14 protein-coding genes are annotated in these 16,304 nt (G+C 70.5%); 7 read left to right on the top strand and 7 right to left on the bottom strand.

The features are described 5' to 3' along the window. Positions 1-263 precede the first annotated feature (263 nt). The 3 genes from LV79_RS25125 to LV79_RS25115 all read left to right on the top strand — a co-directional run bounded on the left by LV79_RS25125 (position 264) and on the right by LV79_RS25115 (position 3,816). Positions 264-1,097, top strand: a complete 834-nt coding sequence (locus tag LV79_RS25125; RefSeq protein ID WP_253840697.1) for a hypothetical protein — start codon at positions 264-266, stop codon at positions 1,095-1,097. A gap of 53 nt (positions 1,098-1,150) precedes the next feature. Further along, positions 1,151-3,475 carry an FdhF/YdeP family oxidoreductase gene (locus LV79_RS25120; protein WP_253840696.1) on the top strand — a complete coding sequence of 775 codons (2,325 nt, stop codon included), beginning with the start codon at positions 1,151-1,153 and terminating at the stop codon, positions 3,473-3,475. A gap of 92 nt (positions 3,476-3,567) precedes the next feature. Beyond that, on the top strand, positions 3,568-3,816 hold the full coding sequence (locus LV79_RS25115) for a mycoredoxin (protein WP_253840695.1): 249 nt from the start codon (positions 3,568-3,570) through the stop codon (positions 3,814-3,816). A 201-nt stretch (positions 3,817-4,017) separates the two neighbouring features. Here the strand turns inward: LV79_RS25115 and LV79_RS25110 are convergent, their stop codons facing one another. The 3 genes from LV79_RS25110 to LV79_RS25100 all read right to left on the bottom strand — a co-directional run bounded on the left by LV79_RS25110 (position 4,018) and on the right by LV79_RS25100 (position 6,742). Beyond that, a complete protein-coding gene (locus LV79_RS25110) occupies positions 4,018-4,359 on the bottom strand; it encodes an SCO4225 family membrane protein (RefSeq protein ID WP_372495452.1) in 342 nt (113 codons plus the stop codon). Between the two features lie 61 nt (positions 4,360-4,420). After that, positions 4,421-5,929: a phytoene desaturase family protein gene (locus LV79_RS25105; protein ID WP_253840693.1), complete on the bottom strand. Its 1,509-nt coding sequence runs from the start codon at positions 5,927-5,929 to the stop codon at positions 4,421-4,423. An 18-nt stretch (positions 5,930-5,947) separates the two neighbouring features. Then, positions 5,948-6,742 carry an SDR family NAD(P)-dependent oxidoreductase gene (locus LV79_RS25100; protein ID WP_253840692.1) on the bottom strand — a complete coding sequence of 265 codons (795 nt, stop codon included), beginning with the start codon at positions 6,740-6,742 and terminating at the stop codon, positions 5,948-5,950. Between the two features lie 125 nt (positions 6,743-6,867). Between LV79_RS25100 and LV79_RS25095 the strand changes: the two genes are divergently transcribed. The 4 genes from LV79_RS25095 to LV79_RS25080 all read left to right on the top strand — a co-directional run bounded on the left by LV79_RS25095 (position 6,868) and on the right by LV79_RS25080 (position 11,339). Further along, entirely contained in the window at positions 6,868-8,205 is a 1,338-nt protein-coding gene (locus LV79_RS25095) for an alpha-lytic protease prodomain-containing protein (protein ID WP_253840691.1), read from the top strand. A gap of 110 nt (positions 8,206-8,315) precedes the next feature. Beyond that, positions 8,316-9,137, top strand: a complete 822-nt coding sequence (gene fdhD / locus LV79_RS25090; RefSeq protein ID WP_253840690.1) for a formate dehydrogenase accessory sulfurtransferase FdhD — start codon at positions 8,316-8,318, stop codon at positions 9,135-9,137. Then, the gene (locus LV79_RS25085) at positions 9,134-10,318 is read left to right on the top strand and encodes a CaiB/BaiF CoA transferase family protein (protein WP_285470474.1); all 1,185 of its coding nucleotides are present in this window, start codon (positions 9,134-9,136) and stop codon (positions 10,316-10,318) included. Before fdhD ends, LV79_RS25085 begins: the two co-directional genes overlap by 4 nt. Before the next feature lie 139 nt (positions 10,319-10,457). Beyond that, positions 10,458-11,339, top strand: coding sequence for an alpha/beta hydrolase (locus LV79_RS25080; RefSeq protein WP_253840688.1), 882 nt, complete (start codon positions 10,458-10,460; stop codon positions 11,337-11,339). Between the two features lie 454 nt (positions 11,340-11,793). Here LV79_RS25080 and clpX read toward each other — a convergent pair whose 3' ends face one another. The 4 genes from clpX to tig form a co-directional block, all read right to left on the bottom strand. Further along, the gene (gene clpX / locus LV79_RS25075) at positions 11,794-13,086 is read right to left on the bottom strand and encodes an ATP-dependent Clp protease ATP-binding subunit ClpX (protein ID WP_253840687.1); all 1,293 of its coding nucleotides are present in this window, start codon (positions 13,084-13,086) and stop codon (positions 11,794-11,796) included. A gap of 306 nt (positions 13,087-13,392) precedes the next feature. Then, positions 13,393-14,022, bottom strand: a complete 630-nt coding sequence (locus LV79_RS25070) for an ATP-dependent Clp protease proteolytic subunit (protein ID WP_211346757.1) — start codon at positions 14,020-14,022, stop codon at positions 13,393-13,395. A 46-nt stretch (positions 14,023-14,068) separates the two neighbouring features. Then, complete coding sequence (locus LV79_RS25065) at positions 14,069-14,650, bottom strand: ATP-dependent Clp protease proteolytic subunit (protein WP_092777388.1); 582 nt, start codon at positions 14,648-14,650, stop codon at positions 14,069-14,071. 159 nt (positions 14,651-14,809) lie between these two features. Beyond that, positions 14,810-16,198 (bottom strand): trigger factor, encoded by a 1,389-nt coding sequence (tig, locus tag LV79_RS25060; RefSeq protein WP_253840686.1) that lies wholly within the window; start codon positions 16,196-16,198, stop codon positions 14,810-14,812. Between the last annotated feature and the right edge of the window lie 106 nt (positions 16,199-16,304).

Raw genomic sequence — 16,304 nt, 5'->3', positions numbered from 1 at the left:
CCGCAGCGTGAGCGGTCCGTATGGCCTTGGTGTTAACACGGGCTGTGGCCATATCGATGAGGTGTTCACCAGGCAGTCGACACCTCAACCAGCCCGGCCAGCCGGGTTGGATCGCCCTTGGGGGGCCGGTGGACCAACGTGAGTACGGCGATCACGCGGCGTTACAAGATGCCGCGTGGCGCCGCCGAGTGCGCGCGTCGGCGCAAGCCGACGTGAAGGCGATGTTGCGCAGGACGCGACGTCGCCGTCTTGAGCGTTGGCTGGTGACGTCGATGCTGCTGGTCGCCGTGGTGGCCGTGGTGATGCTGCTGGCCGGGGTCGGGGTGTTCGACCGGTCCGGGCGCGGTGGGCCGCCAGGAGGTCCCGGGGACGAGCCGGGCGCCGAGAACGTCGTCGACCTCAACCGGCCGTTCGCGCTGACCCCCGCCGCGCACTGGGCCGACGGCGAGGCGGGCATCACGACCCCGCCCGCGATGCAGGTCGGCGAGTTCAGCGCCGAGGAGGTCGCCGACGCGACCCGCCAGGTCAAGGACGTGCTGATCGCCAGCAGGCTCGACCCGGCGATGCTGCGCGACCACAACCCCGACCGCTACCTGGGGATGCTCGCGCCCGACGTGGCCAGGCAGTTGCGGCCGCTGTTCGGCTCCGGCAACGAGCGGCAGGTCCAGGCGCTGGTCAGCATGATCGACACCGGCTCGCAGCTGCTCCCCGCGGCGCCCAAGGTCAAGGGCACCATGCGGGTCGAGGCGGGCAAGGCGGACGAGCTGGTGGTGCACACCAACTACGTGTTCGCCTACGCCTTCACCGCCGAGCAGGTAGCCCTGCCGCTGGACCCGATGAGCGTGATCGTGGTGGTCCGCGCCGACATCGAGTACGTGATGCGCAAGGGCGCGCGGTGGGCGCCGGGCAGCCTGGGCCTCTGGTACGAGAAGGTCGACGGCTTCTACTACTCGATCTCCTGCGACGCCTACACCAAGGGTTTCATCGCCTCGGACTACCAGGACCGCACGCCGACGCGGACGAAGGCCAAGCACGACAAGGTCACCTACTTCGACCCGGAAGCGGACATCCCGCTGGAAAGCGGCTGCCCGAACTAGGGCCTGTGGACAACTTTTTGCAGGGTTGACACGGATAGCCGACCATGGGTCACATGGTCAGCACACCGCCAGAACGCGACGTCAACGAAGCCGAGCTGGACGTCACCACGCGCAAGACGTGGGCCGCCGGAATCCCCGGGGTCACCACCTCTCTTCGGCGTGGTGTCGAGCAGATGGGCGCCCTGCGGACCGGGGCGACGCTGCGGTTGCTGAACCAGCGCGAGGGGTTCGACTGCCCCGGCTGCGCCTGGCCGGAGCCGCGTGGGCACCGGTCAGTGGCCGAGTTCTGCGAGAACGGCGCCAAGGCGGTCGCGGAGGAGGCGACGCGACGGCGGGTGGGGCCGGAGTTCTTCGCCGAGCACCCGATCGCCGAGCTGGCCGAGCGCACCGACTACTGGCTGGGCCAACAGGGCCGGATCACCCAGCCCGTGGTGCTGCGACCAGGGGCGACGCACTACACGCCGATCGACTGGCCGGAGGCGTTCGAGCTGATCGCCGGGCAGCTGCGCGCACTGTCCACACCGGACGAAGCGGTGTTCTACACCTCCGGCCGGACCAGCAACGAGGCCGCGTTCCTCTACCAGTTGCTGGTGCGGTCGTTCGGCACGAACAACCTGCCGGACTGCTCGAACATGTGCCACGAGTCCTCCGGTGCCGCGCTGGCCGAGACGACCGGTATCGGCAAGGGCTCGGTGACGCTGGAGGACGTCACCCGCGCCGACCTGCTGGTGGTGGTCGGGCAGAACCCGGGCACCAACCACCCCAGGATGCTCAGCGCGCTGGAGAAGGCGAAGGCGAACGGGGCGCGGATCATCGCGGTGAACCCGTTGCCGGAGGCGGGGTTGCTGCGGTTCAAGAACCCGCAGAAGGTGAGCGGGCTGCTGGGCAAGGGCACGGCGCTGGCGGATGTGTTCCTCCAGATCCGGCTGGGCGGCGACCAAGCGCTGTTCCAGGCCATCGGGCACCTGCTGCTGCGCTGGGAGGCCGAGCGGCCGGGCACGGTGGTGGACCGGGACTTCGTGGCCGGGAGCACCGAGGGGTTCGAGGAGTACGCCGCGCACGTGGCGGAGGTCGACTGGGAGGCGGTGGACGTGGCCACCGGGCTCGACCGGGCCGAGGTCGAGCGGGTGGCGCGGATGTTCGCGGAGTCGGAGCGGACCGTCGTGTGCTGGGCGATGGGACTGACCCAGCACAAGCACTCGGTGCCGACGATCCGCGAGATCGCCAACGTCGCCCTGCTGCGCGGGATGATCGGGAAGCCGGGGGCCGGGCTGTGCCCGGTGCGCGGGCACTCGAACGTGCAGGGCGACCGCACCATGGGCATCTGGGAGAAGATGCCGGAGAAGTTCCTGGCCGCCCTGGACACCGAGTTCGGCATCACCGCGCCGCGCTCGCACGGGCTGGACACCGTCGGGGCGATCCGGGCCATGCGCGATGGCCAGGCCCGGGTGTTCATGGCCGTCGGGGGCAACTTCGCCTCCGCGAGTCCGGACACTGCGGTGACGGAGGCGGCGCTGCGGGCGTGCGACCTGACGGTGCACGTGTCCACGAAGCTCAACCGGTCGCACGTCGTGCACGGGCGAACGGCGTTGATCCTGCCGACGCGTGGGCGCACGGAGCGCGACGAGCAGGCGGCCGGGGAGCAGTTCGTGACGGTCGAGGACTCGATGTCGGTGGTGCACCGGTCGCGGGGGCGGTTGGAGCCCGCGTCGGAGCACCTGATGTCCGAGGTCGGGATCGTCTGCGGGCTGGCGTTAGCGCTGTTCGGGCCGGAGCACCCGGTGCCGTGGGCAGCGCTGTCGGGCGACTACGACCTGGTCCGCGACCGGATCTCGCGGGTCGTGCCGGGGTGCGCCGACTACAACGCGCGGGTGCGTGAGCCGGACGGGTTCGTGCTGCCGCACGCGCCGCGCGACTCGCGCGAGTTCACCGGCACCCGGACCGGGAAGGCGGTGTTCACGGCGAACCCGTTGACGGTGCTGCGCGTCCCGCCTGGTCGGCTGCTGCTGCAGACCCTGCGCAGCCACGACCAGTACAACACCACGATCTACGGCCTGGACGACCGCTACCGCGGCATCAAGGACGGCAGGCGCGTGGTGCTGGTCAACCCCCAGGACATCACCGACCTGGGCTTGGCTGACGGTCAGCTGGTCACGCTCATCAGCGAGTGGCCGGAGGACCCGACGGGAGTCGTGGAACGGCACGCCCACCGCTTCCGGGTCGTCGCCTACGACACCACCCGAGGCTGCGCGGCGGCCTACTTCCCCGAGGCCAACTCCCTCATCCCACTGGACTCGACCGCCGACACGTCGAACACCCCCACCTCGAAGTCGGTCGTCATCCGCCTGGAACCGGAGGTGGTCTCAGACGAGCCCTGATGTGACGTGCGCCTCATGATTGGGTGGCATCGGAGCGCCTGCCCCGGCGTTGATGCTGGTGACCGACCCACTCGCCGATGAGGGAGCCCTCGATGTCCGCGCCAGAGACGCTGACCATGTACTCCACCACCTGGTGCGGCTACTGCCGCAGGCTCAAGACGCAACTGGACGCCGAGGGCATCGAGTACGTCGAGATCGACATCGAGGACACCCCCGGCGCGGCCGAGTACGTCATGTCCGTCAACGGCGGCAACCAGACCGTCCCGACCCTGCACTTCCCCAACGGCGCGGCCCTGACCAACCCGTCCCTGGCGCAGGTGAAGGCCGAACTGGGCCAGTAGGCAGTCACCGAACCGGCGGTGGGGTGGACCACCCCACCCCACCCGACCAACACCGGCCGGGTGGACACCTCCGAGTCCGACGGCTCGGCGTCTCGAACCAGTTGGCTCAGCGACACCGGGACCCGGCCCCAAGCCCTCGGCCCAGGCTTCGAAGCCAAGCGCTCTAGGCGGCCCCGGAGCCGGGTGGTTGGCGACGCCGGGTCAGGCGGTGCGGTGGCCTCGGAAGAGGAGCCAGAGCAGCCAGGCCTGGACGAGGGCCGCGCCGACGAGGGTGGCCCTGGCGGCGATGCCGTCCCAGGGTTGGGGCAGTTCGGGCACCAGGATGATCAGCAGCGACGCGGGCAGGCTCACCGCCACCGCCAGCACGGGCGCGAACGAGGCGTCGGCGGATTCGTTGACGGCCAGCACTACGGCCACGGCGGCGAACACCACGGTGACAACGGCGATGTAGCCCAACACCACCTTCCGAGCCGCGCGTCGATTGCTCCACCTGGTGGCACGGCCGCTTGTCGTCACCCGACAAGCCTGCCGGTTCTCGGGCATGCCCGCAGGAGGACACCGCTGCATCAGCAAGCAGGCGCGTCCACAGGAGGGGATGAGCCGGCTAGCTGGTGGGGTGGAGGAGGGACATGGCGGCGTTGTGGCCCGCTATGCCGCTGACGCCGCCGCCGCGTTGGGCGGAGCTGGCGGCTTGGTGGAGGTTGGGGATGTCGGTTTCCACGCCCCAGCCGGTGCCGTGCGGCCAGGTGAGGGGGCCGTGGAAGATGTTGCCGCGGGGCATGGCGAGTTCGGTTTCGAGGTCGCGCGGGGTGCGGGCCTCCAGGCACGGGACGCCGTCGATGGTGGTCAGGCAAGACTCGATGGGGTCCAGGAGGTAGCGGTTCAGGCCTGCCAGGTAGCGGGCGACCAGTTCCTCCTTCGCGCCCGGGGCGTCGAAGAGGGTGTCTGGGGCGTGCAGGCCGAACAGGGTCAGGGTGTGGGCCGTCGGTGAGTCCACAATGGACCGATCGGTCAGCGTGTGGCAGTACATCTCCCCCGGCGGCCGTTCGGGCAGGTGGCCCGCGGCGCTCTCCCGGTACGCTATCTCCAGGTCCACATAGGACTCATCCAGGTGGAGGGTCCCGGCGAACGCCTCCTCAGGCCGTACTCCCGAGCGCAGGCGGGGCAGGCGGTCCAGGAGGAGGTTGATCTTGAGTTGGGCGCCTGGCGCCGAGGGGCGGGGTAGGCGGCCCAGCAGGCGGTCCAGCACGGCGGGGGCGACACCGGAGAGGACGTGGCGGGCGCCGACGGTGATCTCCTCGTTCCCGCTGCGGTAGACGACCTCGGCGGTCACGCCGTCGGCGGCGATGGAGGTGACCTCGGCGTCGGTCACGAGTCGGGCGCCGGATGAGCGGGCCGCGCCGGCCAACTCGCTGGTCACCGCGCCCATGCCGCCGACCGGGACGCGCCAGTCGCCCGTGCCGTTGCCGATGACGTGGTAGAGGAAGCACCGGTTCGCGGCCAGGTCCGGGTCGGCCAGTGAGGTGTGGGTGCCGATGAGGCCGTCGGTGGCGACCACGCCGCGGACGACGTCGTCGGTGAAGACCTCCTGCAGCGTCTCGGCCAGGGGCTGCTCGAACACCCAGCGCCAGGCGTCCGGACCCGCCGCGGCGACCACTAGTTCCCGCAGCGCGTCGCGGCTGGGCAGTGGCTCGAGCATGGTCGGCGCCACGACCTCCGCCAGCCGGGCCATCGACGCGTAGAACTCGCGCCAGCGGCCGTACTCCTTGTCCGAGCCGGTTACCGCGCGGAACGACTCCGCCGTGTCAGCGCCGCCGACCAGCAGACCCGCGTGCTTCCCGCCGCGTTCGATCGGCGTGTAGGACGACACCGCGCGCGAACGCAGATCCAACCGAAGGCCCAGATCAGCCACGATCCGGTCCGGGAGCAAGCTGACGAGGTAGGAGTACCGCGACAAGCGCACCCCGGGGAACGGGCTGGCGCTCACCGCGGCACCGCCGACGTGGCCGAGGCGTTCGACCACGAGCACCGACCGGCCGGCACGGGCGAGGTAGGCGGCGGCGACAAGAGCGTTGTGCCCGCCGCCCACCACGACAACGTCATATGCGTCCACCCAGCCGACCGTAGTGGCCTACGTGCGCAGGTAAGAAGCCCCGTTGAGGTCGAGAATCGTCCCCGACGCCCACAGCGCCTCCTCCGACGCCAGGTAGACCACCGCCCCGGCGATCTCCTCCGGTGTGGCCACCCGGTCGAACGGGCTCTGCGCGCGGATCGCCTCCCCCGCCGCGCCCGCCAGCCGCTCGGACACCCGCTCCGTGTTGACGAACCCCGGCGCGACCGAGGTGACCGCGATGCCGTGCGGCGCCAGCGCGACCGCGAGGGACTGGCCGAGGGCGTGCAGACCGGCCTTGCTCGCGCCGTACGCCGGGTGTTGCGGCTCGCCGCGGAAGGCGCCCCGGGACCCGACGTTGACGATCCGGCCGCCGCCGCCCTGCTCGATCATCCGGACCGCGACCTGGTGGGTCAGGTTCGCCGCGCCGAGCAGGTTGACCGCCAGCACGTCCTGCCACGCCCCGGTCCACTCGGCGTACGACGTCGTGACCGGTGGGTGCGCCGGGGTGAGCACGGCGGCGTTGTTGACCAAGACGTCCACGCCGCCCAGACCGTCCACAGTGGCCTCGACGAGGGGCGGGATCGCCGCCGGGTCGGCGAGGTCGGCGCACACCACCAGATGACCGTCGCCGGACAACTCGGCGACCAGCCGCTCCGCGCGGTCCACCCGGCTGGAGTAGTGCACCGCGATCCGGTCACCGAGCGCGGCGAACGCCCTGGCCACCGCCGCGCCTATACCACCGGACGCGCCGGTAACCAGCACCCGCCGCGGTGGTCGAGTCTCCCGAGGTCCGGAATCGTTCCCAGTATTCATGTTCCCACCTTCCCAGTAGTGGCCGATATGGGAGGTATGACCTCATTGGTATGTACCAATATGGGGGATCACCCTCCTACCGTCGGGTCTTACCCTGCACAACTCGCCCTCAATTGGAGAGCGTGATGAATCGCAAGTTCACCGCTGCCGCACTGGCAGCACTCACGGCGGGTGGTCTCACGACGGCCATCGCCTTAACCCCGTCGGCGACCGCGGGCCAGTCCGCCCCCGCGCCCGCCGTCGCCGAGGTGGCCGCGCCCGAGGTGCTCAGCGCCATGGCCCGCGACCTGAAGATCACCCCGGAGCAGGCCAAGCAGCGCCTGACCCGCGAGCACAAGGCGGCCAAGACCGAGGGCGCCCTGCGCGGCACGCTCGGCGGCACCTTCGGCGGTGCCTGGCTGGACTCCGGCGCCAACACCCTGACCGTCGCGATCACCGACGCCGCCAAGGCGGACCAGGTGCGCGGTCTCGGCGCCGTCCCCAAGGTCGTCACCCGCAGTCAGGCCCAGCTCGACGCGGCCAAGGCCCGGCTCGACGACAACTCCCGCAAGGCCCCCAAGACCGTGCCCGGGTGGTACGTCGACGTCAGTGCGAACGCGGTGGTCGTGCTGACCAAGGCGGGCGGCCAGGACGCGGCGACCTCGTGGGCGAAGGCCAGTGGCCTGGACACCACCTCGGTGCGCTTCGAGACGACGGCCGAGGAGCCACGGCCGCTGATCGACGTCATCGGTGGCAACGCCTACAGCTTCGGCGGCAGCCGCTGCTCGATCGGGTTCTCCGTCGAGGGCGGGTTCGTCACCGCGGGCCACTGCGGCACCGCGGGCACCCAGACCACCAACCCGAGCGGTTCGGTCGCCGGGTCCAGCTTCCCCGGTAACGACTACGGCTGGGTCCGCGTCGCCGCGGGCAACACCCCCCGACCGCTGGTGAACCGCTACTCCGGTAACACCACCGTGTCCGTCGCGGGCAGCACCGAGGCCGCTGTCGGCGCGTCGGTCTGCCGCTCCGGCTCCACCACGGGCTGGCGCTGCGGCACCATCCAGCAGAAGAACTCGTCGGTCACCTACCCGCAGGGCACCGTGACCGGCCTGACCCGGACCAGCGCGTGCGCCGAGCCGGGCGACTCGGGCGGTTCGTGGCTGGCGGGCGACCAGGCGCAGGGCGTCACCTCCGGTGGCTCCGGCAACTGCAGCCAGGGCGGCACCTTCTACTTCCAGCCGGTCAACGAGATCCTGCAGGTCTACAGCCTGCGCCTGCTGACCTCCGGTGGTCCGAACCCGACCACCAACCCCACCACGACCACCTCCGGCAACCCCGGTGGCGGGACGTGGGCCCCGTACACCAACTACGCGGTTGGCGCGACCGTCACCTACGGCGGCGCCAGCTACCGGGCCATCCAGGGTCACCACTCCCTGCCTGGCTGGGAGCCGCCGAACGTGCCGTCCCTCTGGGCGCGCGCGTAGCAGTTCAGCGGTAACCCCCTGAGCGGGCCGCTCCCCGACGAACGCAGGCGTCGGGGGGCGGCCCTCCTTCTCGTCCGCACCCGGGCGCGCCGGGCTCCTAAGCTGGGCGCATGGGACGGGTGACGGTGCGCAGGCCGGTGGTCCGGGTCGGTCCGGACGGGCGGCGGAGCAGGCTGGACGCGCTGGCGGCCGAGGAGCCGCTGGAGATCCGGGTCGGCGGGCGGGCGCTGGCGGTCACCATGCGCACCCCGGGGCACGACGTGGAGTTGGCGCACGGATTCCTGCTGACCGAGGGGGTCATCGGCGACCGGGCCGACATCGCGGTCGCCCGGTACTGCGACGGCGTCGACGACCAGGGCCGCAACACCTACAACGTGCTCGACATCGCCCTGGCCGACGGGGTCCCGCCGCCGGATCCCGGGGTCGAGCGGAACTTCTACACGACCTCGTCGTGCGGGGTCTGCGGCAAGGCGGCGCTGGACGCGGTCCGGCTCAAGACGCGGTACTCCCCCGCCGCCGACCCGGTTCGGGTGTCCGTCGGCGTGCTTTCGAGCCTGCCGGACGTGCTGCGCGAGAAGCAGAAGGTCTTCGGCAGCACCGGCGGCCTGCACGGTGCCGGTCTGTTCACCCCGGACGGCGAGGCGCTGGTGGTCCGCGAGGACATCGGGCGGCACAACGCGGTCGACAAGGTGCTGGGCTGGGCGTTGCAGCAGGGGTTGGTGCCGCTCGCGGGGACCGTGCTGCTGGTGTCCGGGCGGGCGTCGTTCGAGCTGGTGCAGAAGGCCGCGATGGCGGGGGTACCGGTGCTAGCGGCCGTGTCGGCGCCGTCGTCGCTAGCGGTCGAACTGGCCGACGAGCAGGGGATGACGCTGGTCGGGTTCCTGCGCGGCGACACGATGAACCTCTATACCGGCGACGGGCGGGTCGAGTGAGACCGCTCGACGGGGTGGTAGTGCTAAGCCTCGAACAAGCCGTCGCGGTGCCGTATGCGACAAGGATGCTGGCGGACCTGGGCGCGCGTGTCATCAAGGTAGAGCGACCGGGCACTGGTGACTTCGCCCGCCACTACGACCGGGCGTGCGGCGAGGTGTCGAGCTACTTCGCGTGGACCAACGTCGGCAAGGAGTCGGTGGCGGTCGACCTCAAGCACCCGGATGGCGCTGCCGTGATCACCGCGATCGCCGCGCGCGCCGACGTCGTGATGTGCAACCTCTCCCCCGGCGCTGCCCGACGTCTAGGGCTGGACGCGGACACCTTGCGTGCGTCCTACCCGCACCTGATCGCGGCCGAGCTGTCCTCTTACGGCGACGTTGGTCCTTATCGCGATCGGAAGGCTTTCGACGCCCTGATCCAGTCCGAGACCGGTCTCGTCGCCGCTACCGGCGAGGGCGACACCATCGCGCGTGCCGGGATCTCTGTGGCCGACATCGCCGCTGGGACCCAACTGCATGCGGCAGTGCTAGCGGCGCTGTTCGCGCGGTCGCGTACCGGCGAGGGCACCACGTTGCGGCTAACTCTGATGGAAGCGCTAGCCGAGTGGATGCACCAGCCAGCCCTCTATGCGCACGGGACGGGCAAGGACCCCGAGCGGGTCGGGGCGCACCACCCGACGATCTCGCCGTACGGGCCGTTCAGCTGCGGCGACGGCGGCACCGTCCACCTCGCGGTCCAGAACGACGGCCAGTGGCTGCGGCTCTGCTCGCTGATCGACCCCGATCTGGCCGCTGACCCGCGGTTCCGGACCGTTGCTGACCGGGTCACTCATCGACCTGACCTGCACGCGCGGCTCCAGCCGTACTTCGACCGGGCGACCGCGGACGGCGCGTTGGCCGAGCTCGACCGGGCCGACGTGCCCGCCGCGCGCACCCGGGCCGTCGGCGAGCTGACCGAGCACCCGCAACTGGTCGCGCGGGAGCGGTGGACCGAGGTCACCGTGCCCGGCGGGGTCAGCCCGATGCTGCGACCCCCGGTCGACGGTCTGGGGTGGGTCGCCGGGGCGGTCCCGGGGGTCGGGGAGCACACCACGCGGGTGCTCGAATGGCTCGGGTACCCGGCGGACAAGATCGCTGACCTGCGACTCTGCGGCGTGACGTCGGCTACACCGGCCTGCTGACTCGGCTGGTCGGGCGATCATTTTCCGACCGCGGGCACAGCGCGTGTCTGAACCGAGAAACGTCCGTGCCGCCTCACACGATTGAGTGTGGTGACGAACCCGGGAGGGGCCGGGTCTCGTCCGTGTCCGGGGAGGGACCATGGCGGGACTGGGCAAGGCGCTGGTGAGCAGGCGGTCGCTGCTCGTCGCGGGCGCCGCCGGTGCCACGACGGCGGGCATCGCGCTCGGCGCGGCCAGCGGCACCCTGCCCGTGCTCACCGCCCTCGCCGAGGCCGTCGGCGGCGTCGACCCGGTCATCCGGACCGAGCGGGTGCGCTCGACCGCCCGGGGCACCGACGTCGACCTCGTGACGATGCTGCCGACCGAACTGCCCGACCGGAACCTCCCGGTGTGCCTGTTCCTGCACGGCCTGCGCGGCAACGCCCGCCGCGCCGCGCCCACCGGCCTGGCCAAGACCCTCGCCAAGCGCGTCGCCGACGGCACCCTCCCGCCGTTCGCCTTCGTGGCCGTCGACGGCGGCGACAACTACTGGCACGAGAACCACGTCGGCGACAACTCCATGGCCATGCTGCTCGACGAGGTCCCCCGCTGGCTGGGCCAACGCGGCCTGTCCACCGAGCCGTTCGCCTGCGCGGGCGTCTCCATGGGCGGCTTCGGCGCCCTGCTCTACGCCCGCCGCCGCGCCGAACTCGGCCGCCCGCTCTCCGCCGTCGCCGCCATCTCGCCCGGCCTGCTGATGTCCTGGCGCGAGATGAGCACCCGCCGCGCCTTCAAGAACAACCACGAGTGGACCACCCTCGACCCGCTGCGCAACATCGAGAAACTCGCCCGCACCCCGGTCGGCATCTGGTGCGGCACCGAGGACCACTTCATCGAGGGCACCCGCAAGTTCATCCGCCTCGCCAAACCCGAGGTCGCCTACACCGGCCCCGGCGGCCACGGCGACACCTTCTACCGCGGCGTCGTGCCGTCGGTCCTCGACTTCCTCGGCAAGCACACCCCCACCACGCCCCGCCCGTAGCCCACCCGCCCTCGGCAGACTCGGCTCAACGCGGCCTCTAGCGGCTCACCCAACGCCCTCGCAGGCTCCGACCCAGCCCTGGCCCAGTCGCGGGCTCGACGCCCTGGCAAACCTGCCGGAGGCCGCCCCCGCCGCCACCCCACCCGGCTTCGCGGAGGCCCTCCCCGCGAACCCCGGCCCCCACCCTGTCCCGGGGGCGTCCCCAGGCCCAGTCTACCGGGACCCCCTCGCCCGAAAGGGTGACGGCGAAAATCTGTGGATAACTCGACCCCTTGTGGACAACCGCGACCTGGGAACAAGCGGCGGCACTGCCGAGATTCACCCGGTTGGGACGCGGACCAGCAGGTCGACGCACGCACGGATCGACCGGTCGTCCACCGGTCCAGCAGGCCAAACGACGGAGGCCGCCTGCCCGGAAGTACGGGTGGCGGCCTCGGTCGTCAGCAGCGGGAGATCAGGCGGACTTCTCGCGGCGTTCGCGGCGGGAGGGCTGGCGGGCGACGATCGTGGGGTTCACGTTCTCGCGGACGGTCTGCTCGGTGATGACGACCTTGGCCACGTCGGTGCGGCTGGGGATGTCGTACATGACCGACTGCAGGACCTCCTCCATGATGGCGCGCAGGCCGCGGGCGCCGGTGCCGCGCAGGATGGCCTGGTCGGCGACCGCCTCGAGGGCGGTGTCGGTGAACTCGAGTTCGACGCCGTCCATCTCGAAGAGCTTCTGGTACTGCTTGACCAGGGCGTTGCGCGGCTCGGTGAGGATCTGCACCAGCGAGGCCTTGTCCAGGTTCGTGACGCTGGCCAGCACCGGCAGGCGGCCGATGAACTCCGGGATCAGGCCGAACTTGATCAGGTCCTCGGGCATCGTGTCCGAGAAGACCTCGGCGGCGTCGATGTCGGCCTTGGAGCGGATCTCGGCGCCGAAGCCGAGGCCGCGCTTGCCGATCCGGTCCTGGATGATCTTCTCCAGGCCCGCGAACGCACCCGCCACGATGAACAGCACGTTCGTCGTGTCGATCTGGATGAACTCCTGGTGCGGGTGCTTGCGGCCGCCCTGCGGGGGCACGCTGGCGGTGGTGCCCTCGAGGATCTTGAGCAGCGCCTGCTGCACACCCTCGCCGGAGACGTCGCGGGTGATCGACGGGTTCTCGCTCTTGCGGGCGATCTTGTCGACCTCGTCGATGTAGATGATGCCGGTCTCGGCGCGCTTGACGTCGTAGTCGGCGGCCTGGATCAGCTTGAGCAGGATGTTCTCGACGTCCTCGCCGACGTAGCCCGCCTCGGTGAGGGCGGTGGCGTCGGCGATGGCGAACGGCACGTTGAGCAGCTTGGCGAGGGTCTGGGCGAGGTAGGTCTTGCCGCAGCCGGTCGGGCCCAACATCAGGATGTTGGACTTGGCCAGCTCGACGGTCTCCTCGCGCGACTCGCGGCCCTCGGGCCGGGCGCGGTCACCGGCCTGGATGCGCTTGTAGTGGTTGTAGACCGCCACGGCCAGCGAGCGCTTGGCGTCGTCCTGGCCGATGACGTACTGGTCGAGGAACTCGTGGATCTCGGCTGGCTTGGGCAGCTCGTCGAGCTTGACGTCGCCCGCCTCGGCCAGCTCCTCCTCGATGATCTCGTTGCAGAGGTCGATGCACTCATCGCAGATGTACACGCCTGGTCCGGCGATGAGCTTCTTCACCTGCTTCTGGCTCTTCCCGCAGAAAGAGCACTTGAGCAGGTCTCCGCCGTCACCGATACGTGCCATGACCGCTGACCTCTGTCCCCTCCGGCGCGCCCGGGGCGGCACGCCTGGCTGTGTGTCCGATCCGTCCGGTCCCGGTCACGCGCGGCTCGGGTGAACCGCGGCGTGACCGGGCCGGTCGCGACCGTTGCCCTCGACGGTACCCGCCAACCCCCGCCGAACGGGAGAAGCAAGGACCGACGCGAGCCGATCTGCTGCACTGCGCATGTCGAGCAGGTGTCGAACCTAGTCGACAACGGTAGGCCGCTGACGGCCCGCGTGTCGGGTCTTTTCGACCGCTCACCGACTCAGGCGAGGTATTTCGCCCACTCAGCTCTGGGTGGAGAGCTTGCGGTAGGGCAGCACCTCGTCGATGATGCCGTACTCCTTGGCCTCGGCGGCGGTGAGGATCTTGTCGCGCTCGATGTCGCGGCGGACCTGGTCGACGTCCTTGCCGGTGTGCCTGGCCAGGGTGGTCTCCAGCGCGCCGCGCACCCGCTGGATCTCCGCGGCCTGGATCTCGAGGTCGGAGACCTGGCCGTAGACGCCCTCGGTGGAGGGCTGGTGGATGAGCACCCGCACGTTGGGCAGCGCGAACCGCTTGCCCTTGGTGCCCGCGGCCAGCAGCACCGCGGCGGCGGAGGCGGCCTGGCCCAGGCAGAACGTCTGGATGTCGGGCCGGACGTACTGCATGGTGTCGTAGATGGCCATCAACGAGGTGAACGAGCCACCCGGGGAGTTGATGTACATCGTGATGTCGCGGTCCGGGTCGGTGGACTCGAGGTAGATCAGCTGCGCCATGACGTCGTTGGCGGAGGCGTCGTCGATCTGGACGCCGAGGAAGATGACCCGCTCCTCGAACAGCTTGTTGTACGGGTTGGACTCCTTGGGCCCGTAGCTCGTGCGCTCCACGAAGGACGGCAGCACGTAGCGGGACTGCGGGAGGTGCGGGACGTGGATCTCACTCACGAGGTGCTCCTGTTTTCTCTGCGTCCGCGGGCCGGGATCAGTTCGCCGAGCCGACGCGGGCCGCGCGGCTCACCACGTGGTCGATGAAGCCGTACTCCTTGGCCTCCTCGGCGGTGAACCAGCGGTCGCGGTCGGCGTCGAGAGTGACCTTCTCCACCGTCTGCCCGGTCTGCTCCGCGGTGATCAGCGCCATCTCGTACTTCCACTTCGCGTACACCTGCGCGCGGATCGCGATGTCGGACGCGGTACCGCCGACACCGGCGGAGGGCTGGTGCATCATGATCCGGGCGTGCGGAAGCGCGTAGCGCTTGCCCGGGGTGCCGGAGGCGAGCAAGAACTGGCCCATCGAAGCCGCCAGGCCCATCCCCCAGGTGGCCACGTCCGGCTCGATCAGCTGCATGGTGTCGTAGATCGCCATGCCCGCGGTGACCGACCCGCCGGGGGAGTTGATGTAGAAGGTGATGTCGCGCTCGGGGTCTTCCGCGGCGAGCAGCAGCAGCTGCGCGGTGATGCGGTTGGCGATCTCGTCGTCGACCTCGGAACCGAGGAAGACGATGCGCTCACGGAGCAGCCGCTCGTACACCGAGTCGTTCAGGGTTAGCCCCGCGGTGGACCGCATGTGGGGCGAGAGGTGCTGCGTCACGTCTGCCTGCCTTCTCCAAGTCTGCCTGGGCACTACTGATCTCTAGACCGACAGTAACGAAGGCGGGCGGCGCCGACTTCCCGACACCGCCCACTTTCGCTCAGAGCGTCACACTCACTGCACCCGTCCGGGTGGCTATCGCGCCGCGACTTCCTCGGCCGGGGCGTCGGCGGCCTCGGGGGCCGGGGCCGCGGTGTCGGACTCGGCCGCACCGAAGAGCTCGGTCAGGTCGACCTTGTTGCCCGAGGCGTCCACCACGTCGGCCTGGCGGACCACGGAGGCTAGCGCCTTGCCCCGGCGGACGTCGGCGAAGATCGCGCCGAGCTGGCCGGACTGCTGCGCGCGCTGCACGTACTCGTCCGGGCTGATGCCGAAGCGCTGCGCCTGGTAGATGATCCGCTCGGTCAGCTCGGCGTCGGTCACCGAGACCTGCTCGGACTCGGCGATGGCGTCGAGGATGAGCTGGGTCTTGACCGACTTCTCCGCCTCGGCGAGCACCTCGGCGTCGAAGTCCTCGCGGGTCTTGTCCTGGGTGGCGAGGTAGGCGTTGAGCTTCTCCTCGTCGTGGTCGAACGGGTGCACCGCGTCGTGCTGGCGCGAGGACACCTCGGCCTCGACGACCTTGTCCGGCAGCGGGACCTCGACGACGTCGAGCAGCGCGTCGAGCACCTTGTCGCGGGCCTGGACGCCCTGCTGCATGCGCTTGACCCGCTCGAGCCGCTCGCGCAGGTCGGCGCGCAGCTCCTCGACGGTGTCGAACTCGCTGGCCAGCTGGGCGAACTCGTCGTCGACCTCGGGCAGCTCGCGGACCTTGACCGACTGCACGGTCACCGACACCTCGGCGTCGCGACCGGCGAACTCACCGGCGACCAGGGCGGTGGTGAAGGTCTTGGTGTCACCGGCGGAGGCGCCGATGAGGGCCTCGTCGATGCCGTCGATCAGCTCACCGGAACCGACCTGGTAGGACAGACCGCTGGTCTTGGCGTCCTCGACCTCCTCGCCGTCCACGGTGGCCGAGAGGTCGATGGCGACGAAGTCGCCGTCCTCGACCGGGCGGGTGGCGCCGGTCAGGGTGCCGAAGCGGGCGCGCAGCTCGTCGAGCTGCTCCTCGACCTCGGTGTCGGCGAGCTCGACGTCGTCGACGGTCACGGTGAACTCGCCGAAGGCGGGCACGGTGATGTCGGGGCGGATGTCGACCTCGGCGGTGAACGCCAGGTGGTCGCCGTCCTCCAGCTTGGTGACCTCGATGTCGGGCTGGCCGAGGGCCTTGATCTCGCCCGCGGTCACCGCCTCCATGTACTTGGCCGGGATCGCCTCGTTGACCACCTCGTCGAGCACCGGCGCGCGGCCGATGCGGGACTCGATGACGCGGGCGGGGGCCTTGCCCGGGCGGAAGCCCGGGATGCGGACCTGGCTGGCGAGCTTGCGGTACGCGCGGTCGAAGTTCGGCTTGAGCTCGTCGAACGGCACCTCGACGTTGATCCGGACCCGCGTCGGGCTCAGCTGCTCGACGGTGCTTTTCAACGTGTTCTCCTCGTGCGACTGTCTACGACAACTGCGGTTGGGCCTTGCTGTGGTGACGGGCACCCTCTTGCTGCGGTGACGGGGACCCTCACGGGTCCCTCGGTCC

Source organism: Actinokineospora globicatena (assembly GCF_024171945.1).
Taxonomy (GTDB): domain Bacteria; phylum Actinomycetota; class Actinomycetes; order Mycobacteriales; family Pseudonocardiaceae; genus Actinokineospora; species Actinokineospora globicatena.
The sequence above is the reverse complement of the archived record's forward strand: the minus strand, read 5'-3'. Positions and strand labels throughout refer to the sequence as shown.

What these genes read in the sequence shown, in the direction of transcription:
- LV79_RS25120 (WP_253840696.1), top strand. Translation starts at nt 1,151, where the DNA reads ATGGTCAGCACACCGCCAGAACGCGACGTCAACGAAGCCGAGCTGGAC.
- LV79_RS25115 (WP_253840695.1), top strand. Translation starts at nt 3,568, where the DNA reads ATGTCCGCGCCAGAGACGCTGACCATGTACTCCACCACCTGGTGCGGC.
- LV79_RS25110 (WP_372495452.1), bottom strand. Translation starts at nt 4,359, where the DNA reads ATGCCCGAGAACCGGCAGGCTTGTCGGGTGACGACAAGCGGCCGTGCC.
- LV79_RS25100 (WP_253840692.1), bottom strand. Translation starts at nt 6,742, where the DNA reads ATGAATACTGGGAACGATTCCGGACCTCGGGAGACTCGACCACCGCGG.
- LV79_RS25095 (WP_253840691.1), top strand. Translation starts at nt 6,868, where the DNA reads ATGAATCGCAAGTTCACCGCTGCCGCACTGGCAGCACTCACGGCGGGT.
- fdhD (WP_253840690.1), top strand. Translation starts at nt 8,316, where the DNA reads ATGGGACGGGTGACGGTGCGCAGGCCGGTGGTCCGGGTCGGTCCGGAC.
- LV79_RS25080 (WP_253840688.1), top strand. Translation starts at nt 10,458, where the DNA reads ATGGCGGGACTGGGCAAGGCGCTGGTGAGCAGGCGGTCGCTGCTCGTC.
- clpX (WP_253840687.1), bottom strand. Translation starts at nt 13,086, where the DNA reads ATGGCACGTATCGGTGACGGCGGAGACCTGCTCAAGTGCTCTTTCTGC.
- LV79_RS25065 (WP_092777388.1), bottom strand. Translation starts at nt 14,650, where the DNA reads ATGCGGTCCACCGCGGGGCTAACCCTGAACGACTCGGTGTACGAGCGG.